Raw genomic sequence first — 26,588 nt, forward strand, 5'->3', positions numbered from 1 at the left:
ATGCATGTATATGGATATTACTATTTATATTTTATCTCAAATTTGTTTTACTGACATGACAAAAGCAGAAATGATCACAGATAAAGGAACAATGCTGATCGAATTTTACGATCAGGATGCTCCTATCGCAGTGAAAAACTTTGTTGATCTTTCAAAAAAAGGTTTTTACGACGGACTGATTTTTCACCGTGTAATTCCTGATTTTATGGTTCAAGGCGGAGATCCAACCGGAACAGGTCGCGGAGGTCCGGGTTATACAATTAAATGTGAATTGAAAGGCGGAAATCAATATCACGACCGCGGAGTGCTTTCTATGGCTCACGCAGGGCGTGACACCGGTGGTTCCCAGTTCTTTATTTGCCACAGCCGTAACAACACAGCACATTTGGATGGCAACCATACATGCTTTGGCAAAGTGGTTGAAGGCGTAGATACAGTTGACCTGCTTCGTCAGGGAGACCATATTCAAAAGATTACTATTATTGAAGAAGAAGTTGCGTAAAAGCCTCTTTTATTTATAAACGGAAACGGCCCGGAAAATTTTCCTGGCCGTTTCCGTTTATAAATAACTCAAATAAATTTTACCAGAAATGACTGTATAAGAAAGCGATCATAGCAATAACGCCGGTTGCACCGATAATAAAAGCACGATGAGGAACAAACATAGACGAATCGATTTCCAAACCTTTCTTTTCGTCCGGAAGTACCAATCCAAGAACAATCATCACTGCCACACAAATCAGGAATACCAGTCCCATACGATCCAGGAACGGAACCTGTGTCCAGTCTGCGAAAGGCAGATAGTTATTGTGCATACCAAGCGCAATAATAAACCCGCCTACAATTGCAAATAATGCTCCGGCTGAGTTAGTCCGTTTCCAGAAAAAGCCCATAATAAACGAAGCAAAGATCCCCGGAGAAAGCAAACCTGTCATTTCCTGTATAAACTGAAAACCTCCTTTTTTATCGATTCCCATATAGGGCGACACAACAATAGCAAGAATCATAGCCACTACAACCACAATCCGGCCCGTTCTTACCAGCGATTTTTCATCCGCATTTTTACCCATATATTTTCTAAAAATATCCAGTGTAAAAATCGTTGAAATACTATTCGCTTTTCCTGCAAGTGAGGCAACAACAGCGGCTGTAAGTGCTGCAAACGACAAACCTTTTAATCCGGCAGGGAGTAAATTTAGTAATACCGGATATGCTTTATCAGGATTAATTGTTCCATCGGGTCCTAACATTTCCGACTGGAAAAGACCCTTACTATATAATGCGTAAGCTGCAATACCGGGAAGTACAACGATAACTGGCATTAAAAGTTTAAGAAGTGCAGCAAACAGGATACCGTTACGTGCAGTTTTCAGATCGGCTCCCAAAGCACGCTGCGTAATATATTGATTACAACCCCAATAGTTAAGGTTCACAATCCACATACCTCCAAGCAATACAGTTAAGCCAGGTAACTGCATATAAAATGGGCTGGTTTTGTGAAATATCATGTGAAAATGGTCATCATGATTGGAACGCATCATTTTAATTCCGGCCATTACCCCATCAATCCCCGATTCTCCTGAAACAAGATTAATAGCAAGGTAAGTTGTAGCCAATCCACCAATTACCAGGAAGAAAACCTGAATAACGTCTGTGAAGCCGATTACTTTCATACCTCCGATCGTAATGATAATAGCAAAAACCGCCAGTGCGATCATACAAAACTGGAAATCCAGCCCGGAAATACCTGACACTGCCAGTGCTCCAAGATAAAGGATAGAAGTAAGATTGACCAGAATATATAATGCAAGCCAGAAAACGGCCATAATTAAGCTAACCGTCGGATTATAACGCTGACTCAAAAACTGAGGCATCGTATAAATTTTATTTTTGAGGTAAATAGGCATAAAAAAAACTGCAACGATGATCAGTGTTGCAGCTGCCATCCACTCATAGGTGGAAATACCAAGCCCCATGGAAAAACCATTTCCTGACATACCGATAAATTGCTCGGCGGAGATATTGGAAGCGATTAACGATGCTCCGATCGCCCACCAGGTGAGTGACCCCTCGGCTAAAAAAAGTCTTTTGTAGATTCAGTAGTAGTTTTTTTCCGCTGGTAGATCCAGTAACCGTATCCTGAAACCAGAATAAAATAAAAGAAGAAAACGATGTAATCCAGAGTTTGTAATTGTTGCATTTCAAATCTTAGAATTGGATGATAGGATAAGCATTATCAGTTTAAGTCGAAAGGTACACTATTTTCGGAAAATAGTACAACCACTCTTATTTGGTTACATACGATATTTCAGATTATAACGAATATTTTATCTGTAAACTGGTATAGAAGTCTGCAATCAGGCTACTTTACTTATCTGTTTTATCAGAATCGGGAAGCCGCAGCGGATTTACCGGTAATCGTTTGGATCGTTTAAAATGACTTGTTTGCTCTGTTCTATGATACGATTCTGAAAAAGAACTGCCCTGGTTCATTTGATCTAAAAATATTTCAAATCCGTTATTTCCGGCGAAGATCAGCCAATAAGAAACTTCCAAACCAGATGTCATATATGCCAGCATCACATATTGCTGATTCCCGTTAAAAAATCCTTTTACTGACTGAATATTTTCCAGCTCCAGTATTTCCTGTCCGCCACGGGTGTAATAAAGCCATTCGTCCATGTAATCAATATATTTTCCTATACGATCCGGATTGCTGACAAATCTATTATCCAGCATCAATGCGATTCCTTCATTAAACCACTGCGGCACCTGCGTAGTGATTTTCCACCAGCCTAATCGTTTCAGAAGTTCAGTATGGCTCATTTCGTGACTGGTTACATTCACGTCCAGATCCTGTATGTTGAGAATAATGAAAGAACTTCCCCAGGGTGTTCCCAGGCTGCAACCTGCTCCTTCGGTACTGTTACAATATTTTTGATACTGCTCGGGATTACTGCAGATAATAATATCAGGTTTGGATTTTTTCCTGAATAAAAAGAATCTATCCGCATTTCTGCGCTTTGAACAACTCTTTTTATTTGCTTAAAATGTGCAGATTGAATATCCGGACTTACAAAAATATTTTCCTGTAATTTCCGGAATCCGGTAAAACGGATGGTCTCACAACTGAACAGCTGCGGGTAAAGGATAATAAAACTTATAGTAATTACTGACAATCCGATCAAAAGATGCTTAGCATATTTAATGACCGGATTGTTAGTTTTCAAGCGGAAGAGATTTTAGCCAGGAATTACTATGATAATTCGAGGCGGATTTTATAATAAGAATGGAGATGCCACGAATACACAAGTGTTCACGAATATATAGAAAAAAATTCGTGAACATTTGTGTATCCGTGGCAAAAACCCTCCCCAAAATTAATGTTTAAAGTGGCGGATTCCGGTAGTTACCATTGCAACACCGTTTGCATTACAGTATGCAATCGAATCTTTGTCACGTATTGATCCTCCTGGCTGAACAACAGCAGTGATCCCAGCCAAATGCGCTATTTCCACACAATCAGGGAAAGGGAAAAATGCATCGGAAGCCATTACTGAACCTTTCAGGTCAAATCCAAAAGCATTGGCTTTGTCAATAGCCTGACGCAACGCATCAACACGTGAAGTTTGCCCGGTTCCGCTTGCCAGCAGTTGATTTTCTTTGGCAAATACGATCGTATTGGATTTGGTATGTTTACAAACTTTCATCGCAAATTCCAGCGCTTTCAACTCATTCTCGGTTGGTGTTTTGTCCGTAACCGTTGTAAACTGCGCAGCTGTTTCCATAGCCAGATCTTTATCCTGCACTAAAACGCCGTTCAATATGGTTTTGAACATAATTTTAGGAAGATCAACCTCATTACGTTTTAACAGTATCCTGTTTTTCTTGGATTGCAGCAGAGCCAACGCAGCATCTTCGTATTCCGGAGCAATCAGGATTTCCATGAATAATTTATTCAATTCCTCTGCTGTTGCCAGATCTACTTTTGTATTCGTGATCACAACGCCGCCAAATGCAGAAACAGGATCGCAGGCAAGAGCATTATCATAGGCTTCTTTTGCAGTTGCTGCCGTCGCAATGCCACAGGCATTAGTATGTTTGATAATAGCAAAAGTCGGATTAGCCCCTTCGAACTCATCAATCAGGCTTACACAAGCATCCACATCAACTAAATTATTATAGGACAATTCTTTGCCATGCAGTTTTTCGAAAATACCTTCCAGATCACCGAAGTAAGTCGCACTTTGATGTGGGTTTTCACCATAACGTAACGTTTGAGAAGGAAGCTTTTGAAAATCATAAAGTGCCGCATCTGCTGCTGCTTCTTTTGATATAAAAAAGCTGTTAATCGCGCCATCATAATGAGATGAAACAGCGAAAGCTTCTCCGGCATATTTCCGGCGGTCTTCCAGATCTGTTGCTCCGCTTTTCGCTGACAATAAATCAACAATATCAGCATACTGGCTTCTTGAAGAAACAATCAGAGTATCTTTGAAATTTTTCGCAGTAGCTCTGATCAGGGAAATACCGCCAATATCTATTTTTTCAATAATATCTTCCTCAGAAGCACCCGAAGCCAAAGTTTCTTCAAAAGGGTATAAGTCAACGATTACCAGATCAATAGCAGGAATGTTATATTGCTCAGCCTGAGCTACATCACCGGCATCATCACGACGGTACAATATTCCTCCCATGATGGCAGGATGTAACGTTTTAACCCGGCCTCCGAAAATAGAAGGATAACCTGTAAGTTCTTCTGCCGCCGTTACCGGAATCTGAAGGTTTTCAATAAATGTTTGAGTACCTCCTGTTGAATAAAGTTTTACACCATTTTCGTGCAGGAGACGAACCAAAGGTTCAAGTCCATCCTTATAGTAAACAGATATAAGTGCGGATTGGATTTTTTAGACATTGTTCGATTATACGATTTTAGATAAGATCATGAAAATGTGGAATTTAAATTCAAAAATGACTTTATCCCAAATTTGAAAATCCCGTCTTCTTTCAAAAAATAAACCGCAAAGATAGATTAAAAAAGTACGAAGTGGGAAGCCTTTGAAGTAAACAGTTCAAAGTAAAAACAGTTTAAAGAAAGATAAAGAGCCGTGCGATGTGAAAAACAGGGAGGTATGAAGTTTGTAACGTACATTAAAATAAATACAATTCTGAAATTTAAAATATGAATCTGGATCTGACAGGAAAAACGGCTTTGGTATGCGGCAGTACACAAGGTATAGGAAAAGCTACGGCAATAGAATTGGCATTATTAGGAGCAAATGTTACGCTTGTAGCCAGAAATGAGGAAAAATTAAGAGAAACGGTGGAAGAGCTCGATCATTCATCCGGACAACTACACCGCTATGTAGTGGCCGATTTTTCAAATCATGAAAATGTAAAAGAGGCGATTGAAAATTATCTCCGTTTATGCCCGGATGTACATATTTTAGTTAATAACACCGGCGGCCCTTCCGGCGGTCCAATCATTGAAGCGGAAACCGAGCAATTTATCAGGACTTTTCAGATGCATGTGGTCAATAACCAGTTTCTGGCACAATCCGTAGTTCCATCTATGAAAAAAGCAGGCTTTGGCCGTATTGTTAATATTATCAGTACTTCTGTAAAACAACCGATTATTGGATTGGGTGTATCCAATACAATTCGTGGCGCGGTATCAAGCTGGTCTAAAACTTTGTCACTGGAACTGGGACAGTTTGGTATCACTTCCAATAATGTTCTGCCTGGTTTCACAAAAACTTCAAGGCTGGATGCTGTATTGGAAATGAGAAGCCTATCCTCAGGCAAATCGAAAGAAGAAACAGCCGAACAAATGCAGGCTTCCATCCCAATCCGCAGATTTAGCGAGGCGGAAGAAGTGGCAGCGGCAGTTGCTTTTTTATGCAGTCCGGCGGCGGCAAGTATCAGTGGAATTAATTTACCCGTTGATGGTGGAAAAACCGAAAGTATGTAATCCGGTTAGCGCCAACCAAGTGCGATTCCGGTTTTAAATATTTCACTTACGCGATATAAAACTCCTATATGCCCAATTTAATCATAATCAGACACGGTCAGTCTGAATGGAATCTGGAAAACCGCTTTACCGGCAGTACTGATATTGAACTTACACCTAACGGAGAAATAGAGGCACAGAATGCAGGCAGGCTAATTAAAAGATATCCATTGGACGAAGCATTCACTTCAGTATTAAAAAGAGCCATACATACCTTATCAATAGTGCTGAAAGAAATTGACAGGGTTTTGCTTCCTGTCACTAAAACTCCCGCTTTAAATGAACGAAGCTATGGTGACCTGCAAGGCCTGGATAAGCTTGAAATGATTAAAAAATACGGAGAAGCACAGGTTCTGTCCTGGCGAAGAAGTTATGACATTATTCCTCCGCATGGCGAAAGCCTTAAAGATACATACGACCGGGTTGTACCTTATTATCTGAAAGAAATTGAACCTAAATTGAAAGAAAACAAAAATATTCTTATTGTAGCTCACGGAAATAGTTTGCGCGCTCTGATGATGTATCTGGAAAAGATCAGTGAGCAAAATATTGCAGATGTAAATCTGGCAACCGGCGTTCCGAGATTGTACGAGTTTGACTCGGGGATGTTTCTTACAAGAGCTACTTATGTTCATTGAATTAATCAAAAACATGTTTACAAGACATCGTGAAATGAAAATACTATTTCTGCCAATACGAAATGCATTGTCAGAAATAGTATTTCAATGAATTGATCACATAACCGGTTTCTTAACTCCCAATGCTTTGATCATTGTAAGCGGCAAATTATTTCTTGCAATTACCCACACCTGATCAGCACCAACTTTTAACGATTTGATATCCCGTATTTCACCATTCAGTAAAAATCCTGTTTCAACCGGCGAAAGCGATTCAAAATTACCTTTCCCTTTGTTGATCAACACCAAACCGTAACTTGAATCATAGCGTCCCTGATAGGTGCTCACACCCAGATAATTCCCTCCTCCTAATAAATCAAGCTTACCGTCACCATTGATATCCGCTGCTGCCCATGTAAATATTTTTGAAACCTGGGCTTCATTTGGCAGATCATGTACAACAAAACCACCATCCTTATTTTCAAGATAAACAGATTCAAATTTATCTACCTCCACCAGTCTTGCATCTTTCAACTCTTCCGTTTTAAAAAGCTGGTCAATTGTTTTTCCTGCATACGATTTATAATCGGTAAACCTTTTATTGATAATTGAAGGAATACGTTTTCCCAATTCATCCTTAAATGCAACCGGGTACCAATTATCATCAACACTGTAAGCAAGCACCTGTTCAAGGCCCATATTATTGTCAAAATCCTTTACCCACATTTTAAGATGCGAGTTGGGTTGTTTCTTGAATTTGTTGTTAGCCCCCAGATTCCCTACTACCAGATCCATATCTCCATCCTGATCAAAATCTGCCGCAGTTACACATTGCCAGAAACCAGACGGAGCCTTGTATTTACCGGATTGCTCAGACTTCAAATTCCCCTTTTTGTTCAGGAAAACGGTTACCGGCATCCAGTCACCTACAACAATAAGATCTTTCTGTTTGTCTCCATCCATGTCGGCCCATACCGCATCCGTAACCATACCTATATTACGTAAACCGGGAGCCAGTTGAACGGTTTTATCAGTAAAATGACCTTTCCCGTCGTTGATCAGGATGTAAGAATTCGGGGCAATTCCATATTTAAAAGCCACTACTCTCCCGCCAATAAACAAATCCAGATCTCCGTCATTATCTATGTCAAATGGTTTTACACATGATTTATTATCAAACATCGGCGGTAGCGCACTCCTTTCTCTTTTAAAATTACCTTTCCCGTCATTCAGGTATAACCTGTCAAACTGCTCAGGCATTTTATCGTAAAACTCATTGCCTCCCGACACCACATAGAGGTCTTTAAATCCGTCCTTATTTGCGTCAAAGAATACAGCATCTACGTCTTCAAATGTGGAATCTGCGTTTATATCAGCTTGTGGGCTGACTACAAACTTTCCGTCTTTCCTTTGCAGAAATAGTGATCCTGCCTGCCATTTCGCACCACCTACATACATGTCTTCCAGCCCATCGCCATTCACATCTGCAACCGCTACTTTGGGACCTTCCGTTGACACTAAAAATGGGATCAGGCTTTCACGATACGAATCGTAATATTGGTTTTCCCGATGTTTATACGGAATTTTGAAACGCTCGGTAACATCTTCAAACAATTTCGGATCCGGTCTTTTGACAATCCATAATGCGGGTTGTACAGGTTTTAAATCAGCTGAATACTTGATTTTAAGCAGTTGATTAGCTTTTACCTGCGTCAAAACCTGCATATGCTGATTAGGCCAGACAATAATAAGACTATCTGTTATCCTTTCTTTTCCTACTCCAAAATGAATAACCGGCTCACTCGATGATTCGAAACCCCTCGTACTGGCCAATTGCTGCATCTGCATTCCGGCAGCGTTTTTGATAACAACTTTAGCGCCCAGAGCAAAGGTATTACCTGGATAACCTTCCAGCTTTACGCGCAAATATCCCGATTCAGGTTGTTGCTTGTTAGTTTGATTTTCATAAAAAACCGATGGCTCATTCAGATTATTTGTTACCAGGTCCAGGTCTCCGTCATTGTCAAAATCCGCGTAGGCGGCTCCATTTGAAATCCCTTCTTTTTCGAACCCCCAAACCAGCGATTTATTTTGAAACAATAATTCCTTAGTACCTTTAAAAACATAATTATGAACCTTTCCTTCCGGCATAATTGCCATTGCAGCGGCATCAAATGCTTCCAGCATTTGCAACTAAATTTTGTTCTGTTTCGTGGGCGATATATTTAGTATAATCAAGATTGTTAGGACGGTGGGCAATTCCGTTACTAATAAACAAATCTTTAATTCCGTCGTTATCATAATCCGCCAATAAAGGCGACCAGCTCCAGTCCGTTGCTGCAACTCCGGCCAATGCTGCGACATCCATGAATTTTTTACCCGATAAATTAATCTGCAAACTGTTCCGGCTTAACTGAGGCATATATCCAAATGATAATTTGAACAGATAAATATCAAGCGGGTCTTCTCCAATTGAGGATTTTTCAATTTTCTCCTCTTCCGGATACATATCCAGTGTCATAATATCCGGATAACCGTCATTATTAACATCGGCAATATCATTTCCCATGGAATAACGGCTTGTATACCTAAGCATTTCTTTACCTTTTTCATGAAATGTACCGTTCCCATTGTTGATATAACAATAATCATCTTCATGAAAATCATTGGAAACATAAATATCATCCCAGCCATCATTGTTCAGGTCGGCAACAGCAATACCCAGGCCATATCCCATGGCAGCGCCAAAAATTCCGGACTTTTCACTTACATCTATAAACTTAACTGGTTTTGAAGGATCTCCTTTTACATTACTGACCTGGCTTTCATACAAATAATCGCCCGATTCGTTGTTGCGAAGTGTACGCGTGGTCACCTTATCATAACTTAGAGAAGTATGAACAGCATGATTCAGCAAGTAACAATCCAGATCTCCGTCCTGATCATAGTCAAAAAAAGCAGCCTGTGTTGAGAATCCTGAAAAATCCAGTCCGTATTCAGCTGCTTTTTCGGTAAAAGTCCAATTTCCGTTATTAATGTAAAGCTCATTTTTGCCTTTCAAATCCCTGAATTTGCCCACCGCACAAACATAAATATCCAGCAATCCATCCCCATTTACATCAGCCATCGTCACACCGGTTTGCCAGTCTGCAATTCCTGAAACCCCGGCTTTTTCTGTAATATCTTCAAATTGAAAAGAGTTGGTTTCTCCTTTTCCTTTGTTTAAATACAGCTTATTTTTACCCTGATTGGATACAAAAAATACATCCGTCAAACCATCATTGTTAATATCGCCCGTTGCCACACCTCCTCCATTATAGAAATAGAGATAATCCATAATGTTAAGTTGTTTATCAGGTTTGAGCTGATTAACAAAGTTCACCCCGGTAGCAACAGAATCTTTTAGTTCAAAAAGTGGCGGGTCCTGCTTGGTTTGTTTAGAATGACAAGCCTGAAGTATAATAACAACAGCTAAAAATATGCTAAACTTAATCCCTTTCATTATGATTTTTCAGTTTGTTAAAAGAGGTTTCTAATTAAATATCAATTATTTATTCACAGGCTTAAATACCTGGATCGTACTGTTGTTTCTGCCAAGGATCAGTTGTCCCTGTTTCAGTCTTTTCAAAGTACGAATTTGTCCATCAGCCCAAAAACCCGTTTCGGATGGACCTTTAACTTTCAAAATGCCCTTATTATTTTTGAGTATCAATCCTTTTGAGGCATCATAACGGCTAATTTCAGGAAGTACATCAAAGAAATTACCTGCTAACATCAAATCCGTATTTCCATCAAAATCATAATCTAAAGGTACAATGCCATAAACCGGACTGAACTGCGCTTCTGATGGTAACGGCAAAAAAGTAAAAGCAGCACCTTTCGATTCATTACGTAAAATAGCAGACTCAGAGGTATATACTTTTTTAATTAAAGCGCCTTCCAAATCATCCTCATCAAATATTTCCTGAACAGTTTTGCCTGCGTACTCTTCATATTTTACAAATTTCTTTTTTAAGGAAGGCATTGCCCTAAGCAAGTCGGGTTTCATAATCATTGGAAAAAGAACTCCCGTTTCATCCGGACTATTTATGATTTGTTTTATTACGCCGTTTTTATCAAAATCCTTAACATACATTTCAACAGGCATACTTTGCGACGCTTTCAAACGGGAGTTTAATCCTAAATTTCCCAAAACGATGTCCATATCACCATCATTATCCATATCGGCGACTTCAACCGTGTTCCACCAGCCGTGTGTTTTATAAGTTTTGCCTCCAGTATCTTTAAATTTACTATCGGTTTCTAACTTTAAATGGCCTTTGTTGTTTTTAAAGATCATCACTGGCATCCAGTCTCCTACCAGAATTAATTCCGGGAAAAGATCTCCATCCAGATCTGCCCAGGTTGCATCGGTTATCATTCCTGCATGCTGCCCTTCAGTAATAAGTTCTTTTGTCTTGTTTTTGAAGTTCCCTTTACCATCATTCACAAGTAAATAGCTTTCAGGATTTAAACCATACTGGCCGGATATCAGCCTTGACCCGATAAACACATCCATATCTCCGTCCCTGTCAAAATCGGCAACAGAAATACAGGACGCATTGATCTTTATATCGGGAAAACCATTGCTTTTTGTAAAACCGCCTTTACCATCATTCAGGTAAAGTTTGGGCTGCAAATTAATATCGTCAGCCTTAAATTCGTTGCTTCCTGATACAACCAGCAAATCCAGGTTTGAATCATTATTTGCATCAAAGAACATGGCATCCGACGCTTCCGAAGTAATATCTTTAAGGAAAATTTCCGGGGTTTTGTCAGCAAAGTTCCCATCTTGCTTTTGAAGATATAATCTTCCACCCTGCCCGGTTGCACCTCCCGCATAAACATCATCCAATCCGTCCTTATTCACATCTCCAACCGCCAACGCCGGGCCAAACCGGGAATACATCTGTTTGATCAGAGGGTTTGTATTGTAATCAACATAATCGGCTTCTTTATGCACAAAATCAATTCCGCTTGAAGCAGTTACGTCCGCGAATGCCGTTTTAATTTTTTTATGAGAAGCAATCCAAAGAATTCCTGCACCCTTTTGTTTTAAAACATAAGACGAATCGGCATTAACATTATTCAATACCTGCTTTTTATCATCAGGCCAAATAACGGTTACTGAATCAATTACCGGATTACTGCCCAATCCAAAAACCAATTGCATATCAACAGATGACTGAAATCCACGGCTGGACGTTTGTTGTAACATCTGTGTCTTTTTGCTTTGATGGACATATACTTTTGTTCCAATACCGTATTTGTTGCCATTTTCTCCATCCAGTTTAAATTTCACATAATGAAATCCTTTTTTCTCATTGGACCGGTTCCTGTATACGAATGCTTCTTTATTTACATTACTAACAACCAGATCCAGATCGCCGTCATTGTCCAGATCACCATATGCAGAACCATTGGAAAATGAAGGATTAGACAGTCCCCATTCTTCGGATTTATTGGTAAAAGTCAGGTTCCCATTATTTCTGAATGCATAGTTGGCAATAGGCTCAGAAGGCATTTTATCAAGAAGCATTTTATAATCCAGTTTCTTTGTCCTGCTGATTTCTGCAAGGTTGGAAGGATTGGCAAAAAACTGAACGAAATCCTGATTTGTCAGATCCTTATTAATCCCGTTTGCCACAAAAATATCTTTTTCGCCATCCGCATCCAGATCCAGTATCAGCGGTCCCCAACTCCAGTCGGAAGCGTAGGTACCGGCAAAGCGGCCTATTTCACTAAACCAGGTTTTATGGTCTGCATCATCTGTTTGGTTAAGCTGGAAAGTATTTTGCATGTACTGATAATGAAAATCACGAGAAACCTTTAGTTCCATCAGATTATGCCCTTCAAACGTCGTAGTTAATTTTAATCTACGGTCGGCGGCAGGCAGCATATCCGTGACGAAAATGTCTAATTTCCCATCATTGTTCAAATCAGCAATATCTGCTCCCATTGCAGTCATACTAATATGCTGTGTAGCCTCTTTTATTGATTCCGTGAAAGTCCCGTTCCTGTTATTGATATACAAATAATCATGTTCGTAAAAGTCATTACAAACGTAGATATCGGGCCAGTTATCATTGTTTACATCCCCAACAACAATGCCAAGCCCAAAACCGATCAGGCTCCCGAAAATTCCGGCTTCCGCACTCACGTCCTTAAAAGTGTTTCCATCATTCCTGAACAATTTATCACCACCATCTGTGTCCCGCTGATTACGGATGTTAGCAAACCCCAATCGTCCTACCGGAATAAAACTATTGTTCAGAAGGAACATATCCAGATCGCCGTCATGATCGTAATCAAAAAAGGAAGCATGGGTTGAATATCCATGATCGTCTAACCCATAAACTGCAGCAGATTCTTCAAAAAGAAGATTTCCTTTATTAATAAACAATTCATTAGCGCGTCCTTTGCTTTCGAGACCTGAATTGCACACGTATAAATCCAGTAATCCATCGCTGTTTACATCTGCAAACGCAGCACCTGTACTCCATGAGCCTTTTCCCCCAACCTTTGCCTTTTCCGTAATATCTTCAAAGCGAAAGTTACCCTTGTTCAGATACAACTTATTTTCACCAATGTTAGCCGTAAAATAAATATCGGGTAGTCCATCATTATTAATATCCCCTATTGCCACACCGCCACCATTATAAAAGTTACGGTAATTGAATATGTTGAGATTTTCACTGCTGGTTATTTCATTGGCAAACTCAATTCCGGTATAGCCCGGCGACATTTCTTCAAAAAGAGCAGGCGCATCTTTTTCATCCGTGTTACAGCCCGTAACCAGTAACACCAGTAAAAAAATATACAATGAAGATATTGAATGCTTTATGCTGCCAATCATTTAAAGTACCATATTGGGTTATGCGTACCAAAGTTAATTAATGTAAAAGAAGCAAGCCTGAATAAGCTTGCTTCTTTTATAATATCAGAATATGATTAACTATTATTTAGTTGTAACCCGGATTTTGTTTAAGATTTGGATTCAAACCAATCTGAACTGCTGGAATCGGAAACAATGTTCTTGTAGCAGCAGTAACACTTTTGAAATCCCAGGCTTTAGTAAATTGTTTGAAACGGATCAGATCCTGACGACGGTGATATTCCCAAGCCATTTCACGGCCTCTTTCTGCCAAAAGAATATCGTCTGTTAATGTAGTAAAGTTAGGAACTCCAGCTCTTGTTCTAATCACATTAACATCTTCCAGGGCAGCAGCTGTTTTACCTAAACGGTAATTAGCTTCTGCACGCATCAGATATACATCACCTAAACGGAATACCACGAAATCGTTGTCCTGGCTTCCGGATGGATTGTTTTTCTGAATTTCATATTTCACACTTCTTACCCCTGCATTACGGGCAACAACACCTGCAGGCATTACTAATGCAGGTATATCAATTGTGTAAGCAAAAGGAACACCCTGATCATTAATAGGTTCTCCTGCAGCAGTATACTGCTGACCAACCAGCCACATATTTTTACGTAAATCACCATCAGCAAATGAACGATAAAACGATGCCGTTGTCGCAACACCATTATATGTAGATTGTGACAAACTGTAAGTCAGCTGATTAAGATAATTCAAAGTGTATCTCTGAATCTCAAATCCGGTTCTTTTGTCTTTATCAAAAGGTGTTGCAAGGATAATTTCAGGAGACTTCTGGTTTGTAATAGAAAATACACTAAAGAAGTCAGCTGCCAATGAATACTTTTTAGAAGCAATGATATGATCAGAGTATGTTATTGCTTTCTGCCATTGCGGTGTACCGGTATATATCTCAGCATTCAGGTACAATTTCGCAAGAATCATATCAACAACATATTTGTTCATACGTCCGTAATAAGCACCGCCCGCTGTTTCGCTCAAATTCGGATACACTGCAAGTAATTCACTCTCAATCCAAGTGTACATTTCTTTACTTGTTTTTTGAGTTGGAGTAGTTCCTCCAAGCTGATCTGCAATGATAACGTTACCAAAGTGATCCATTGCAATGTAGTGATAGAACGCACGTAATGCTTTCAGCTCTGCAATTAGCCCAGGATCTGTCTGAGCACCTAACTGACTGTTAATAGCAGTAATACTTTCATAGCACATCTTCCAGATATTATTGAAAAGATCTTCATTGGTTTCCCATTTGTGCTCGTGCATACGCACCCATTTACCACCGTCTCCCCAGTCACCACCTCTTGTTGGTATTACCGCTTCATCAGTAGAAACATCAATTTGCCAGTATTTGTCAAAATAACCGCCCAGGTTATTATAGATCGGCCCGATCAATGCAGCCTGTTGTCCTGCTGTTCCACCGAATTCGTCAGTAGGAACAACATCGTAGGTATTTTCAGTCAAATCCGTACACGACTGGCCAGCAACCGCAAACAGACATCCAAAAAGTAAGTATTTATATTTCACTTTCATATTTTCAATTATTTTATCAAGTCTTAAACAAATCTTTTTTCAAAAATTCATTCAATGGTTTGTTGGTAAATTAAAATGTAAGGTTTACTCCCAGCTGTACTGATCTGGTTTTAGGATAGATACCGGTTGCATCAATACCAAGTCGGTTAGGACGTTGATTTGTTCCGTTATCCTGAAGATCCCCTTTAACCTGTAATTCAGGATCAATACCTTTGTATTTAGTAATGATCAATAGATTATTACCTCCAACATAGAATCTTGCATTGGATATGTATTTATCCTTGATAGGCAGGTTGTAACCAATTTGCCAGTTATCAAGACGAACAAATGTTCCGCTTTCCATCCAGTAATCAGACATACGGCTTGCGCTGTAATTAGCTGGCAGATCACTGATACTGCTCAACATGTTAGTCTGAAGAATTGATCCTGGAAGAGACAAGTTCGCACGCATGTTATTCATGATTTTGTTACCGAAAGTACCTCTGAACTGGAAACTAAGATCAAAGTTTTTATATCTGAAATTGTTAATCCACGCACCGGTAAAGAATGGCTGAGGATTTCCTTTAAATCCAACCTGAGCAGAACCTGGTATACTTGTAGTATCTCCTGTCTCAGCAGATTTAAATAACATTTTACCATCTGTTCCGAATCTGACAAATTCAGGTACGTTGTTGAATGTTCCCAAAGGAAGTCCTTCTTCTAATACAGAAGCATATACATCTGATAACCCTCTTCCACCGAAATCATTAAAAAGAACGCGTCCTGAATTGAACTCCTCATTTTTCAATGAAACAATAGTATTCTTATTGTAAGCGCCTACTACACGGCTTGTCCATGTGAAGTTATCTTTACTTACGATATCACCACCAAACGAAAGTTCAAATCCTGAATTACGCATTTTACCAACATTTGCAATAATTCTATCCGTATAATACTTTACACCGTCAGCAGGTACAGAGTAAGGATACAACATGTCGCTCGTAGTTTTGTTGTAGTATTCAACAGTTCCGGAGAATCTTCCTCCTACCAATTGAAAATCAAGTCCTATGTTAGCTTGTGCAAGTTTTTCCCATTTCAGGTTAGGATTAGCATTTTGTGTTACAGCATATCCTGGCAAATAATTATCAATACTTCCGTCATAATAATTATCTTTTATACCATACAATTTAAGTGATTGATATGGTGCAATACCTTCTGAGTTACCAGTTTGCCCCCAACCAACACGCAATTTCAAATAATTGAAAGTATTGGATTTAGGAAAAAAGGATTCTTCTGAAATTGTCCAGCCAGCTGCAATAGAAGGGAAAAGTGCCCATTTATTATTTGCACCAAATTTAGAACTACCATCGTAGCGTAAAGTACCTGTTAAATTGTACTTTTCATTCAAATTCAAAGTAGCTCTTCCAAAGAAAGAAGCAAGTTTTGTTTGGTTTTTGTAAGAACCGGTATAAGTAGAATTAGGGCTTATCAAAGTACCTGCACCACTACCTAATTTGTCATATCCAAAAATATCAGTAACAAACTGGTTGTTATTAGCATTGAAACCATCGTTGGTTACATCCTGATAAGAATAACCTCCTAATAAAGAAAAATTACTGTTTTTCTCTCCAAAGCCTTTCAGATAATTGGCAGTTAATTCAACAAGTTTATCAGTAGTTTGATCCAATTTTTGCTCAGCTCTGCCATTTACTGATTCATATCCTCTTGCAGCCCTGTTTCTCGAACGCCCCTCGTTATAATCATCGCTTCTTAAAGCACCGTTTACACCTACTGTCAGACCATCCAGAATTTCATATTTCAGGTTAAGCCCACCAATAACCACACGGCGACTACCTTCAAATTTCTGATTCCTCAACATTGATACCGGATTGTACAAATCAAAACTTCCTGGTATTTCATAATATCCGTTAGTTGCAGGATTAATTACAGGAAGCGTAGGAAGATAAGTTGTAGCACGTACAATGATATCACCATCAGCAATCTTGCTATTGGTATTTGTAACTGACAAACTGTATTGAATGTTAAGACGGTTATTAAACGCTTTCTGATCCAAATTAATACGGCCAGTTAAACGGTCAAAACCTGTTTCTTTAATAATTCCCTGACGATTTAGGAAGTTAAGGGAACCGCGATAAGAAAATGTTGGAGAACCTCCTGATATAGCCAGATCATGGTTGTTAGTAATACCTGTTCTGGATATTTCGTCAATCCAGTCAGTACTGTAACCTTTTCCCTGTGCATCTACCGGGAATTTTTGCTTATCACTAAGTGAAGCATCACCTGCGATTCTGCTTACCTGAGCTCTGTAATCATCTCCGTTAAGTAAATCAAGACGGTTAGATATTGTTTCAACACCAACATAATTGTTGAAAGAAACCGTCGTACGGCCAGACTTTCCTCTTTTTGTTGTTACAATAATTACACCATTTGCAGCACGTGAACCATAAATAGCAGATGCAGATGCATCTTTAAGTACATCCATTGATTCAATATCGTCAGGCGAAATTGTGTTCATAGGAACACCGATAATACCATCAACAACATATAATGGATCACTGCCACCTGCAAGAGAAGTATATCCACGAAGACGAACAGTAGGATTTGAATTAGGATCACCAGAAGGCTGGGTAATTACCAGACCAGCTACTTTTCCCTGAATAGCCTGTAATGGATTTGGGTTTATACCTGCATTAAAATCTTTTGCGCTTACAGACTGAACCGAACCGGTTACATCCTTACGTTTCGCAGTACCATATCCAACAACAACGACTTCTTCAAGTGCTTTTACGTCATCGCTCATTTGTACATCGAGCTTCGACTGATTCCCTACAAGCACTTCTTTTGAAGAAAAACCAATAAAACTAAATACAAGTGTTTCAGTTGGAGAAGCAGAAACTGTGTAGTTTCCGTCCATGTCTGTGTTGGAACCTTTTGTAGTTCCCTTTACTGTAATAGATACGCCGGGTAATCCATCACCTTTCATATCTGTCACTTTCCCGGTAACTGTTACCTCCTGCGCAAATACGCTGGTTGTAATACTAAGCAATGCAAACAACAAGATTGCCAGGCCGGATTGGCGGGCACTCCAGGTTTCTTTTCCCTGTTTTCCTCTTGCGTTTAAATCATCATTCTGACGATGGCCCATTAAGGATAATTTCATCATAGGTTTGAAAAATATTTGGTATTTGTATGTGTAAAAAAACCGATTGACATCATTTTTAAATTTCCGGTTTCAAAGCAAAAAAAGTGCCTAATCGATGATGGATATACGCAATTTTTTATGAACTAATCAATGAAAAAATAAAATTTTTATACAAACGGTTCGACAAATTAATATAAATAGTCCGGATAATACAAATATGCTAAACACAAAATGGTGACAAATTTTAAGTATTTTTTATTTAGCTTATTTTGTCCGTTTATAATACAAAATTGACAATGGAGAAATACAAATAAGCCACTACACGCCTAAATAGCAATAAAAGTTTAAACTGCGCGGTTTATTTATCAGAAATGTTCTGATACAATTTACTTCAGATCATGCAGTGTTGTTCGTAACTTTGAGCCAGATTTAATTCCCCATTTCGCTATTTATGACATTGCTGTCTTCTGTTTCCAATACTGATTTAACCTTGCTTGCCAATCAACTCGAAGGTGACCTTTTTCATGACAATACAATTCGTACTTTGTATGCCACTGATGCTTCTGCCTACAGAGAAATGCCATTGGCAGTTGCTATCCCGAAAACAACTGCTGATATCAAACACCTGATTGAATTTGCAAGCCAGCATAAGGTTTCTCTTATCCCCCGTACGGCCGGAACTTCGCTCGCAGGACAGGTGGTTGGCAGTGGAATTGTAGTGGATGTGTCCAAGAACTTTACCAAAATTTTAGAGATCAATGCTGAGGAACATTGGGTACGCGTGCAGCCCGGCGTAGTCAGGGACGAATTAAATATGGCTTTGAAACCATATGGCCTGTATTTCGGGCCGGAAACTTCAACAGCGAACCGTGCCATGATTGGTGGAATGGTTGGGAATAACTCATGCGGATCTAACTCTATTATATATGGAAGTGCACGGGAGCATACGCTGGAAGTAAAAGCAATACTGGCTGATGGGACAGATGCTGAATTCAAAAGCCTTTCATCTAAAGATTACAAGGAATTAATAAGCGCCTCAGCACAGAAAAATGGCAGTGCACAACTGGTTGATAAAATATATTTGAAGACCAATGAAATACTTTCTTCGGCTGAAAACCAGGCTGAAATCAGGAAGAATTTCCCAAAACCAAGTATAGAAAGGAGGAATACGGGCTATGCGCTGGATATGCTCCTGAATACAGAACCTTTCCAGGTATTGGCTGCTGATGGTACTCAAAATCCTATCAGGCCATTTAACATGTGCAGCCTGATCGCAGGTTCAGAAGGAACGCTTTGTTTTCTGACCGAAATCAAACTTAACCTCGTACCACTGCCACCCAAAACACAAGGATTGGTTTGTGTGCATTGTAATTCGATTGATGAGGCATTGCGGGCTACGGTACTTACATTGAAATACCGTCCGCAGGCAGTTGAATTGATTGATGATTACGTTCTGGAATGCGCCACCATGAATGTAGAACAAAAGAAAAACGCATTTTTTGTAAAAAATAAGCCTGATGGTTCATTCCCGGCTATTTTAGTTGTGGATCTTTCAAGGGAGACCAAAGAAGAGGTTGAATCACTTGCACAAGAGATGACACTCGAATTGCAGAATGCCGGAATGGGATTTCATTATCCACTTCTTTTTGGCGATGATACCAAGAAGATCTGGACATTAAGAAAGGCTGGTTTAGGATTATTATCTAATATTCCGGGTGACGAAAAAGCGGTAGCAGTCATAGAAGATACTGCGGTAGATGTGTACGACCAGCCAGAATATATTCGTGATTTCAATGTTATTCTTAAAAAACATGGTATGTCTGCTGTTCATTATGCGCATGCAGGAACCGGCGAAATTCATTTGCGTCCTATTATTAACCTTAAAACCAGCGAAGGCCATCGTCAGTTTAGGATGATTGCGGAGGAAATTGCAACACTGGTCAAAAAATACGACGGCTCACTTTCCGGCGAGCATGGCGACGGGCGTCTTCGTGGTGAATTTATTCCTAAAATGGTTGGTGAACATAATTACCAGCTTTTTAAAGAAATAAAGAAGGCCTGGGATCCAAACAATATCTTCAATCCGGGAAAAATTGTGGACACAGCGCCCATGGATACTTTTCTGCGTTACGAAGCTGATCAGAAAACGCCGGAGTTTAAGACTTATTTTCGGTTTCATGACCAGGATATTTTACAGCACGCCGAGCAATGTAATGGTTCGGGTGACTGCCGGAAAACGGAAATGAGCGGTGGTACAATGTGCCCGAGTTTCATGGCAACCCGCAATGAAAAAGACACTACCCGAGCCCGCGCCAATATTTTGCGTGAAATGCTTACGCATTCGCCAAAGGAAAACCGGTTTGATAATCATGAAATAAAAGAAGTGTACGACTTGTGCCTTGCATGCAAAGGATGTAAGGGAGAATGTCCTTCCAATGTAGATGTAGCCAAACTGAAAATGGAATTTTTACAGCAATATCATGATGTACATGGTGTTCCGTTCCGTTCGTGGCTGGTTGGAAACTTTTCTGCCATGACAGGATTAGCAAGTTATGTGCCATGGGCTTATAATCTTATTTATAAAAATGCCCCATTACGTAAAATTGCGAACCGTATTGTTGGTTTCCACCCCGAAAGAACAATGCCGCTTTTACATCAAACTACGTTAAAAAATTGGTGGAATAAGGAAAGTAAAAGGAAAATTGGCAATGGCAGGGAAGGCATGAATGTAACCAGTTCTTCAATTGGCAACTCTCCAGGAAAAGTGTATCTTTTCTGTGATGAGTTTACCAATTATAATGATGTAGAAATTGGTAAGAAATCAATTCTGGCACTTGAAAAACTCGGTTATGAAGTTGTAATTCCGGAGCATGGGCCATCTGGTCGTCCTCAGCTTTCTAAGGGATTATTAAAAGACGCCAGGAAAATCGCAGAAGAAAATATCAGGCTTCTGAAGGATATTATTTCTTATGATACACCGTTGGTTGGTATTGAACCTTCCGCTATTCTGACTTTCCGTGACGAATATCCGGATCTGGTAAGTGACGAATTGGTTGAAGATGCAAAAAAACTGGCTCAGAATGCATTACAATTTGATGAGTTTATAGCACGTGAAATTGAATTAAAGCATATTTCAAAGGATGTTTTTACCAAAGAAAAAAGACTGATCAAATTGCACGGGCATTGTCAGCAAAAGGCAATTTCCAGTATGGTTCCCACTAAAAAAATGTTGTCACTGCCTGAAAACTATACGGTTCAGCTTATTCCATCGGGATGCTGTGGTATGGCAGGATCATTTGGCTATGAAAAAGAACACTATGATATTTCCATGCAGATTGGTGAACTGGTGTTATTTCCGGCCGTTCGTCAACAGCCCGAAGAGGTAATTATCGCCGCGCCAGGAACAAGCTGCCGCCACCAGATTCATGATGGAACAGGCCGGAAAGCATTACATCCGGCAGAAATATTATGGGATGCGTTGATTTAAGCAGTTGGATGGATTGTGGTTTTGTTGGTATTATTAATGTTATAATTGTTGTTGCATCCCTGCGGGATTGGAGGAACAGTAACTATTAATTTTTCTACCGCGCGACAGAACGCCAATATTGTATCGCTACGCGATTTTAGGAAGATATGACAATACTTTCGTGTATTAAATATTGACGTATCGTTAGATAAAATCAAATATTGAATTGCAAATATTCTTTAAAGCCTGAGCATACAGTACTGGTACCATCAAAAGATACTGGAACTCCCCCAAATGCCAGAGGCATGCTACAACAACATCAATATAATCCCAAAAACAACTTATACCTCAAAAAAACTAAACTTCTTCATAATCCAGTTCCTTCCCATACGTTTCTTCCATTTTCCAAAGTGAAAGCAGTGCCGGAACAAAACAAATTATACCAATAATAGTACCCCCCTGTAATACGCCCCATTCAGGTTTAAGGAATTGAAAAACAGGTAATGTGATCAGTACAGTTGCTCGCACATTATTGGCGACGGATGTGGTAACAGTTGCCCTCAGATTTGTACCAAATTGTTCGGCAGTCGTGGTCAGGAACATAGCAATATAACCAATTGAAAATCCCAGCCAGGCATAACAGATATAAAGTGTCGTGGTCGTCTGAATGCCTCCGTACATCAACCAGACTGCACCAATAAATGTCATGGTCAACATTAATAATATAGCTTTTCTTCTGGATTGAAGCCATTGACTTAAAATACCACTGAAAAAATCTCCGCTCACAACGCCCATATACGTATACAACACACAATTACCAGCCTGGACATCGCCCGGAATACCAAGCGCTTTTGCAAATTCATTACCAAAAGTGGCATAAATACCAATGACCATATAAGTAGGCAGACCAATTCCCATACATCGGATATATCGTATCAGCCGTGAGCGATCAGTAAAAATAGTCCACCATGGTACTGATTTGGCATTTCTCTTTTTGAGACTCAGATCGAAAATAATGGATTCCAAAACATTTACCCGTAAAGCCAGAAGAACCAAACCCATTCCGCCACCGATGAAATATGCTGTACGCCAGTCGGTAAGTTTTACAGCAAAAAAGGCTGCTATTGCTCCTGCCAAACCCACACTGGCAACTACCGAAGCACCATAACCTCTTAATTCTTTTGGGAGGATCTCTGCAATTAAAGTAATTCCTGCACCCAATTCTCCTGCAAGCCCGAAACCGGCAATGAACCTTAAAACAGAATAAACTTCAATGTTATTGGTAAAACCGCAAGCAATATTCGCAAGAGAATAAGTTAAAATAGAACCGAACAGTACAGAACGCCGCCCTAATCTGTCTCCCAATATCCCCCAAAGAAAACCTCCGATCAATAAACCAGCCTGCTGCCAGTTATAAATATGAGCTCCAATAGTTGAAATCTGATCTTCGGTCAGGCCCAAATCTTTCAAACTTGGCACCCGGACAATATTGAAAAGCAGCAGATCATAAACATCTACAAAATAACCCAGTGAGGCGACTATAACGGGAAGAGTAAGTACGGAACTGATGTTTACAGATTTATCTGTACTGATGGAATTCATATTCTATAAAGGAGTGATGTCCGTATTAATTTAAACCTTATTCTTCAAAAGGCTTTTTGCGTAAGGATTTAACTGTTGAATTACGCTGCTTAGTCTGAAGTCTTTCTGTTTTGGAAGCCAATGTCGGGCGTGTTGGCCTCCTTTTTTTCTGTACAGTAAAAGCTTTTCGGATGAGATCGTTGAATTTAACAATGATCTTTTCTTTGTTGGCTAATTGCGAACGTTCTGTTTGGTGATACAAAAGCAATATTTTTTCATTTGTCAGCTTATTGTTCAATTTTTCATAAAGTGTCTCTTTTTGTTCATCGGTTAATATTGCAGAATTTGGGATGTCAAATCTCAATTCCACTTTTGTCTCTACTTTATTCACATTCTGGCCACCGCTTCCCCCGCTTCGGGCTGTTTGAAAAACAAGTTCAGGGTGCAGGATTTCCGGGTTTATCATTATTCGATTTATAAATATTGTTAATGTGTTGTTAATATTCTTACCCCAATATAGGGGATTTACGCTTCAGGGATGTCGTAGCTCTGATTTAAACAACACATTTTACGATTTAAAGAAAATACAATTTTCTCTTTTACAGTTACTTATGTAAAAATGTTAGTCTCATTACAACCAATTAAAAAATAATCAGATCATTATACAAATTGCATCAGATACTGCACTCACATAAAGGTCGTTAAACCAACAACAAAAAGGATAGTCTTACAATCGAATTTAATTTCAGAACAAAACAATTAATCTATATAGCTATGAACACCATGCAAAAACTCCGGATATTCAGCTTATCGCTTCTTCTGCTTTCCGGTTTGTCGGCACAGGAAAAGGTAGAGGCACAACCCGGCGCTTCTATTTCATTCCAGACTTTTTACAATGAATTAGCTCCTTACGGGCGTTGGATCAATTCACCGCAATATGGTTCTGTCTGGACTCCATATGTTGATCCTGGTTTTCAGCCTTATTCTACCAATGGCTATTGGGAAGTAACAGAATTTGGAAACACCTGGGTTTCGGATTACAACTGGGGATGGGCAGCATTTCACTATGGCCGCTGGTCTTATGATGATTATAACGGCTGGTTCTGGATTCCTGGTTATGAATGGGGGCCAGCCTGGGTAAATTGGCGGACTGGCGGTGAGTATTATGGCTGGGCTCCATTGGGTCCTGGCATGAACATCAATATTTCAGTAAATATTCCTTCTTTCTGGTGGGTGTTTGTTCCGCAGCGTTACATTGCAAGCCGTAGCTGGTACAACTATTGTGCTCCACGTAATCGTGTCTCATATATTTATAATCAGACCACGATTATCAACAACTATTATCAGCACAACAACCGCAGCTACGCTTATGGACCGAGACGTGATGAAATTGAACGTGTAACCAGAAGAAACGTACCTGTTCGTCAGATAGATATGAATCAGAGAGGCCGTGTTATTACAGATCGTTCCAGCCGTGGAAATGGAGGATATGATGCTCCCGACCATAACGGACCTGTATATCAGCGCAATGGCAGACAGAGTACAAATGATTCAAGATATAATAACGGAGGAAGATCCAATGCAGATCGTTATGACAACGGAGTTCCTAATGGAAGAAATGGAAATAGCCCATCAGGGAATAATTCAGGTGGAAATTCCGGAAGAACGGGTTCATCCAATGGTGGTTACCAGTCTCCTGAACGTAATTCACCTTATAGCAGTCCTGCACAAAGAAACAGCCCTGCAACTTCGCCATCCAATAACGGAAGCAGCCGTGATTACGAACCTGCAAGACAAGGCAATTCGCCAAGTGTAGAACCTAACAGAGGAACAAGTAGCCCTTCTTACAATTCGGAAAGCAGCAGATCGGGCCGTTCATCTGACAGAGGCGGAAGTTCAAATTCCGGCAGAACGCAGGAAAGTGCTCCGGCTGTCCGTTCTGCACCAGCGGAAAGAAATTCGGGATCAAGAGAAGCGGCTCCACGTGGTGAGTCATCAAGATCTGACAATTCAGGAGGAAACTCTCGTTCTGAAAGAAGCGGAAGATCTCCCAGATAATTATTGATTGCATGTAGTTAAGCCCGTTAGGAAATATTCTTAACGGGTTTTTAATATAAAAAATGGGTAATTATTGGTTAATTCTGTCTCTTATCAATAGACTGCTATTTATCAAATCTCAAAAAAGATCATTAGCATGTTTCTAATCCTTTTTAGTAATAATGGAAATACAATTTGATATCGAGTTCAAGGAGAGTGCACCGAAATACATGCAGATTATCAAATCCCTTTTGCAGGCAATCAGCAAAGGGAAACTGAAAAGAGGTGACAAAATTCCATCAATTAACCAATTGAGCGAAGAATATCTTTTGTCAAGAGATACTGTTGAAAAAGCCTACAAACATTTGATCAAGGATGGTGTTTTAATTTCAGTTCGTGGAAAAGGTTATTTCATCAACCGTGTTGACATTGAAAACACAGTCAGGATCTTATTGGTTTTTAACAAAATAAGCAATTATAAAAAACAGATATACAACGCTTTTGTTGAAAATATGGGTCGTAATGTAAATGTCGATTTGCACATTCATCATTCCAATATAAATATTTTCAAAAACCTGATTAAGAATAGTTTAGGCGAATACGATCACTATGTAATTATGCCTCATTTCTATGAAAAAGCAGAAGAAGCAATAGAAGTGCTGAAATTAATCCCACCTGAAAAACTGATACTGCTGGACAAGGACGTTGAACTGAACAGTAAAAAGCATTCATCTGTTTTTCAGAATTTCGAGAAAGATATTGTAGCTGCACTGAATGAAGCCGTAGACTTACTTAAAGTCTACAAAAAGCTGATTCTCATATTTCCAACGATGATTCCCTATCCAAAAGAGATCATTAAAGGCTTTCGTATTTTTTGTATTCAGCATGAGTTCGAACACGAGATCATATACGATTTCCATGAAAACAGTGTTGTTTCAAAAAATGCAGCCTATGTGGTAATTGAAGAAAATGATCTGGTAAACCTGATTAAAAAGTGCCGTGAACAGCAGCTCGTTATTGGAAAAGACATCGGCATTATTTCCTATAATGAAACTCCTTTAAAGGAAATTTTACTGGATGGTATTACGACTATTTCCACGGATCATGAGCAAATGGGAAGGACAGCAGCTGAACTGATTAATGAAAATAAGAGGGCAATTATCAAAAATCCTTTTACACTGATTAAAAGAAAATCGCTTTAAAAAACTGTTGGTGTTGCTAAGAATTTGTCATGGTGAGCGAAGTCGTACCACAATCTAAAAAGTCT

General features: G+C 39.5%; 16 protein-coding genes and 1 pseudogene. 6 read left to right on the plus strand and 11 right to left on the minus strand.

Features of this window, described 5'->3' with window-relative positions:
- Positions 1-55: 55 nt before the first annotated feature.
- Positions 56-502, plus strand: coding sequence for a peptidylprolyl isomerase (locus tag KZC02_RS11665; protein WP_221394259.1), 447 nt, complete (start codon positions 56-58; stop codon positions 500-502).
- A 79-nt stretch (positions 503-581) separates the two neighbouring features.
- Here the strand turns inward: KZC02_RS11665 and KZC02_RS11670 are convergent.
- The 4 genes and pseudogenes from KZC02_RS11670 to purH all read right to left on the minus strand — a co-directional run bounded on the left by KZC02_RS11670 (position 582) and on the right by purH (position 4,856).
- Positions 582-2,200: pseudogene (locus KZC02_RS11670) on the minus strand (sodium/sugar symporter).
- A gap of 167 nt (positions 2,201-2,367) precedes the next feature.
- The gene (locus tag KZC02_RS11675; protein ID WP_221394260.1) at positions 2,368-2,826 is read right to left on the minus strand and encodes a hypothetical protein; all 459 of its coding nucleotides are present in this window, start codon (positions 2,824-2,826) and stop codon (positions 2,368-2,370) included.
- A gap of 17 nt (positions 2,827-2,843) precedes the next feature.
- Entirely contained in the window at positions 2,844-3,230 is a 387-nt protein-coding gene (locus KZC02_RS11680) for a hypothetical protein (protein WP_221394261.1), read from the minus strand.
- A gap of 150 nt (positions 3,231-3,380) precedes the next feature.
- A complete protein-coding gene (gene purH, locus KZC02_RS11685) occupies positions 3,381-4,856 on the minus strand; it encodes a bifunctional phosphoribosylaminoimidazolecarboxamide formyltransferase/IMP cyclohydrolase (protein ID WP_229254196.1) in 1,476 nt (491 codons plus the stop codon).
- Positions 4,857-5,182: 326 nt separating this feature from the next.
- On the opposite strand from purH, the gene KZC02_RS11690 reads away from it, so the two are divergent.
- Together KZC02_RS11690 and KZC02_RS11695 are read left to right on the plus strand one after the other, a co-directional pair.
- Positions 5,183-5,971, plus strand: coding sequence for an SDR family oxidoreductase (locus tag KZC02_RS11690; RefSeq protein ID WP_221394262.1), 789 nt, complete (start codon positions 5,183-5,185; stop codon positions 5,969-5,971).
- 68 nt (positions 5,972-6,039) lie between these two features.
- A complete protein-coding gene (locus KZC02_RS11695) occupies positions 6,040-6,648 on the plus strand; it encodes a 2,3-diphosphoglycerate-dependent phosphoglycerate mutase (protein WP_221394263.1) in 609 nt (202 codons plus the stop codon).
- Positions 6,649-6,744: 96 nt separating this feature from the next.
- Here KZC02_RS11695 and KZC02_RS32905 read toward each other — a convergent pair whose 3' ends face one another.
- The 5 genes from KZC02_RS32905 to KZC02_RS11715 all read right to left on the minus strand — a co-directional run bounded on the left by KZC02_RS32905 (position 6,745) and on the right by KZC02_RS11715 (position 18,258).
- Positions 6,745-8,814: an FG-GAP-like repeat-containing protein gene (locus KZC02_RS32905; RefSeq protein WP_310590433.1), complete on the minus strand. Its 2,070-nt coding sequence runs from the start codon at positions 8,812-8,814 to the stop codon at positions 6,745-6,747.
- Entirely contained in the window at positions 8,798-10,129 is a 1,332-nt protein-coding gene (locus KZC02_RS32910) for a VCBS repeat-containing protein (RefSeq protein WP_310590434.1), read from the minus strand. The genes KZC02_RS32905 and KZC02_RS32910 overlap by 17 nt, the downstream gene beginning before the upstream one ends.
- 45 nt (positions 10,130-10,174) lie before the next feature.
- Positions 10,175-13,489 carry a VCBS repeat-containing protein gene (locus KZC02_RS11705; RefSeq protein ID WP_229254199.1) on the minus strand — a complete coding sequence of 1,105 codons (3,315 nt, stop codon included), beginning with the start codon at positions 13,487-13,489 and terminating at the stop codon, positions 10,175-10,177.
- Positions 13,490-13,628: 139 nt separating this feature from the next.
- Complete coding sequence (locus KZC02_RS11710) at positions 13,629-15,095, minus strand: RagB/SusD family nutrient uptake outer membrane protein (protein ID WP_221394265.1); 1,467 nt, start codon at positions 15,093-15,095, stop codon at positions 13,629-13,631.
- A 70-nt stretch (positions 15,096-15,165) separates the two neighbouring features.
- Entirely contained in the window at positions 15,166-18,258 is a 3,093-nt protein-coding gene (locus tag KZC02_RS11715) for a TonB-dependent receptor (protein ID WP_221394266.1), read from the minus strand.
- 430 nt (positions 18,259-18,688) lie between these two features.
- On the opposite strand from KZC02_RS11715, the gene KZC02_RS11720 reads away from it, so the two are divergent.
- Entirely contained in the window at positions 18,689-21,724 is a 3,036-nt protein-coding gene (locus tag KZC02_RS11720; RefSeq protein WP_221394267.1) for an FAD-binding and (Fe-S)-binding domain-containing protein, read from the plus strand.
- Between the two features lie 336 nt (positions 21,725-22,060).
- Here the strand turns inward: KZC02_RS11720 and KZC02_RS11725 are convergent, their stop codons facing one another.
- Both KZC02_RS11725 and arfB read right to left on the minus strand, forming a co-directional pair.
- Positions 22,061-23,305: an MFS transporter gene (locus tag KZC02_RS11725; protein ID WP_221394268.1), complete on the minus strand. Its 1,245-nt coding sequence runs from the start codon at positions 23,303-23,305 to the stop codon at positions 22,061-22,063.
- Positions 23,306-23,342: 37 nt separating this feature from the next.
- Positions 23,343-23,750: an alternative ribosome rescue aminoacyl-tRNA hydrolase ArfB gene (gene arfB / locus KZC02_RS11730; RefSeq protein ID WP_221394269.1), complete on the minus strand. Its 408-nt coding sequence runs from the start codon at positions 23,748-23,750 to the stop codon at positions 23,343-23,345.
- A 308-nt stretch (positions 23,751-24,058) separates the two neighbouring features.
- Between arfB and KZC02_RS11735 the strand changes: the two genes are divergently transcribed.
- Together KZC02_RS11735 and KZC02_RS11740 are read left to right on the plus strand one after the other, a co-directional pair.
- Entirely contained in the window at positions 24,059-25,342 is a 1,284-nt protein-coding gene (locus KZC02_RS11735; RefSeq protein ID WP_221394270.1) for a DUF6600 domain-containing protein, read from the plus strand.
- 161 nt (positions 25,343-25,503) lie between these two features.
- Positions 25,504-26,523, plus strand: coding sequence for a GntR family transcriptional regulator (locus KZC02_RS11740; RefSeq protein WP_221394271.1), 1,020 nt, complete (start codon positions 25,504-25,506; stop codon positions 26,521-26,523).
- Positions 26,524-26,588: the final 65 nt, after the last annotated feature.

It is taken from the genome of Dyadobacter sp. NIV53, assembly GCF_019711195.1.
Taxonomy (GTDB): domain Bacteria; phylum Bacteroidota; class Bacteroidia; order Cytophagales; family Spirosomataceae; genus Dyadobacter.

What these genes read in the sequence shown, in the direction of transcription:
- KZC02_RS11665 (WP_221394259.1), top strand. Translation starts at nt 56, where the DNA reads ATGACAAAAGCAGAAATGATCACAGATAAAGGAACAATGCTGATCGAA.
- KZC02_RS11675 (WP_221394260.1), bottom strand. Translation starts at nt 2,826, where the DNA reads ATGAGCCATACTGAACTTCTGAAACGATTAGGCTGGTGGAAAATCACT.
- KZC02_RS11690 (WP_221394262.1), top strand. Translation starts at nt 5,183, where the DNA reads ATGAATCTGGATCTGACAGGAAAAACGGCTTTGGTATGCGGCAGTACA.
- KZC02_RS11695 (WP_221394263.1), top strand. Translation starts at nt 6,040, where the DNA reads ATGCCCAATTTAATCATAATCAGACACGGTCAGTCTGAATGGAATCTG.
- KZC02_RS32905 (WP_310590433.1), bottom strand. Translation starts at nt 8,814, where the DNA reads ATGCTGGAAGCATTTGATGCCGCTGCAATGGCAATTATGCCGGAAGGA.
- KZC02_RS32910 (WP_310590434.1), bottom strand. Translation starts at nt 10,129, where the DNA reads ATGAAAGGGATTAAGTTTAGCATATTTTTAGCTGTTGTTATTATACTT.
- KZC02_RS11710 (WP_221394265.1), bottom strand. Translation starts at nt 15,095, where the DNA reads ATGAAAGTGAAATATAAATACTTACTTTTTGGATGTCTGTTTGCGGTT.
- KZC02_RS11715 (WP_221394266.1), bottom strand. Translation starts at nt 18,258, where the DNA reads ATGATGAAATTATCCTTAATGGGCCATCGTCAGAATGATGATTTAAAC.
- KZC02_RS11720 (WP_221394267.1), top strand. Translation starts at nt 18,689, where the DNA reads ATGACATTGCTGTCTTCTGTTTCCAATACTGATTTAACCTTGCTTGCC.
- KZC02_RS11725 (WP_221394268.1), bottom strand. Translation starts at nt 23,305, where the DNA reads ATGAATTCCATCAGTACAGATAAATCTGTAAACATCAGTTCCGTACTT.
- arfB (WP_221394269.1), bottom strand. Translation starts at nt 23,750, where the DNA reads ATGATAAACCCGGAAATCCTGCACCCTGAACTTGTTTTTCAAACAGCC.
- KZC02_RS11735 (WP_221394270.1), top strand. Translation starts at nt 24,059, where the DNA reads ATGAACACCATGCAAAAACTCCGGATATTCAGCTTATCGCTTCTTCTG.
- KZC02_RS11740 (WP_221394271.1), top strand. Translation starts at nt 25,504, where the DNA reads ATGGAAATACAATTTGATATCGAGTTCAAGGAGAGTGCACCGAAATAC.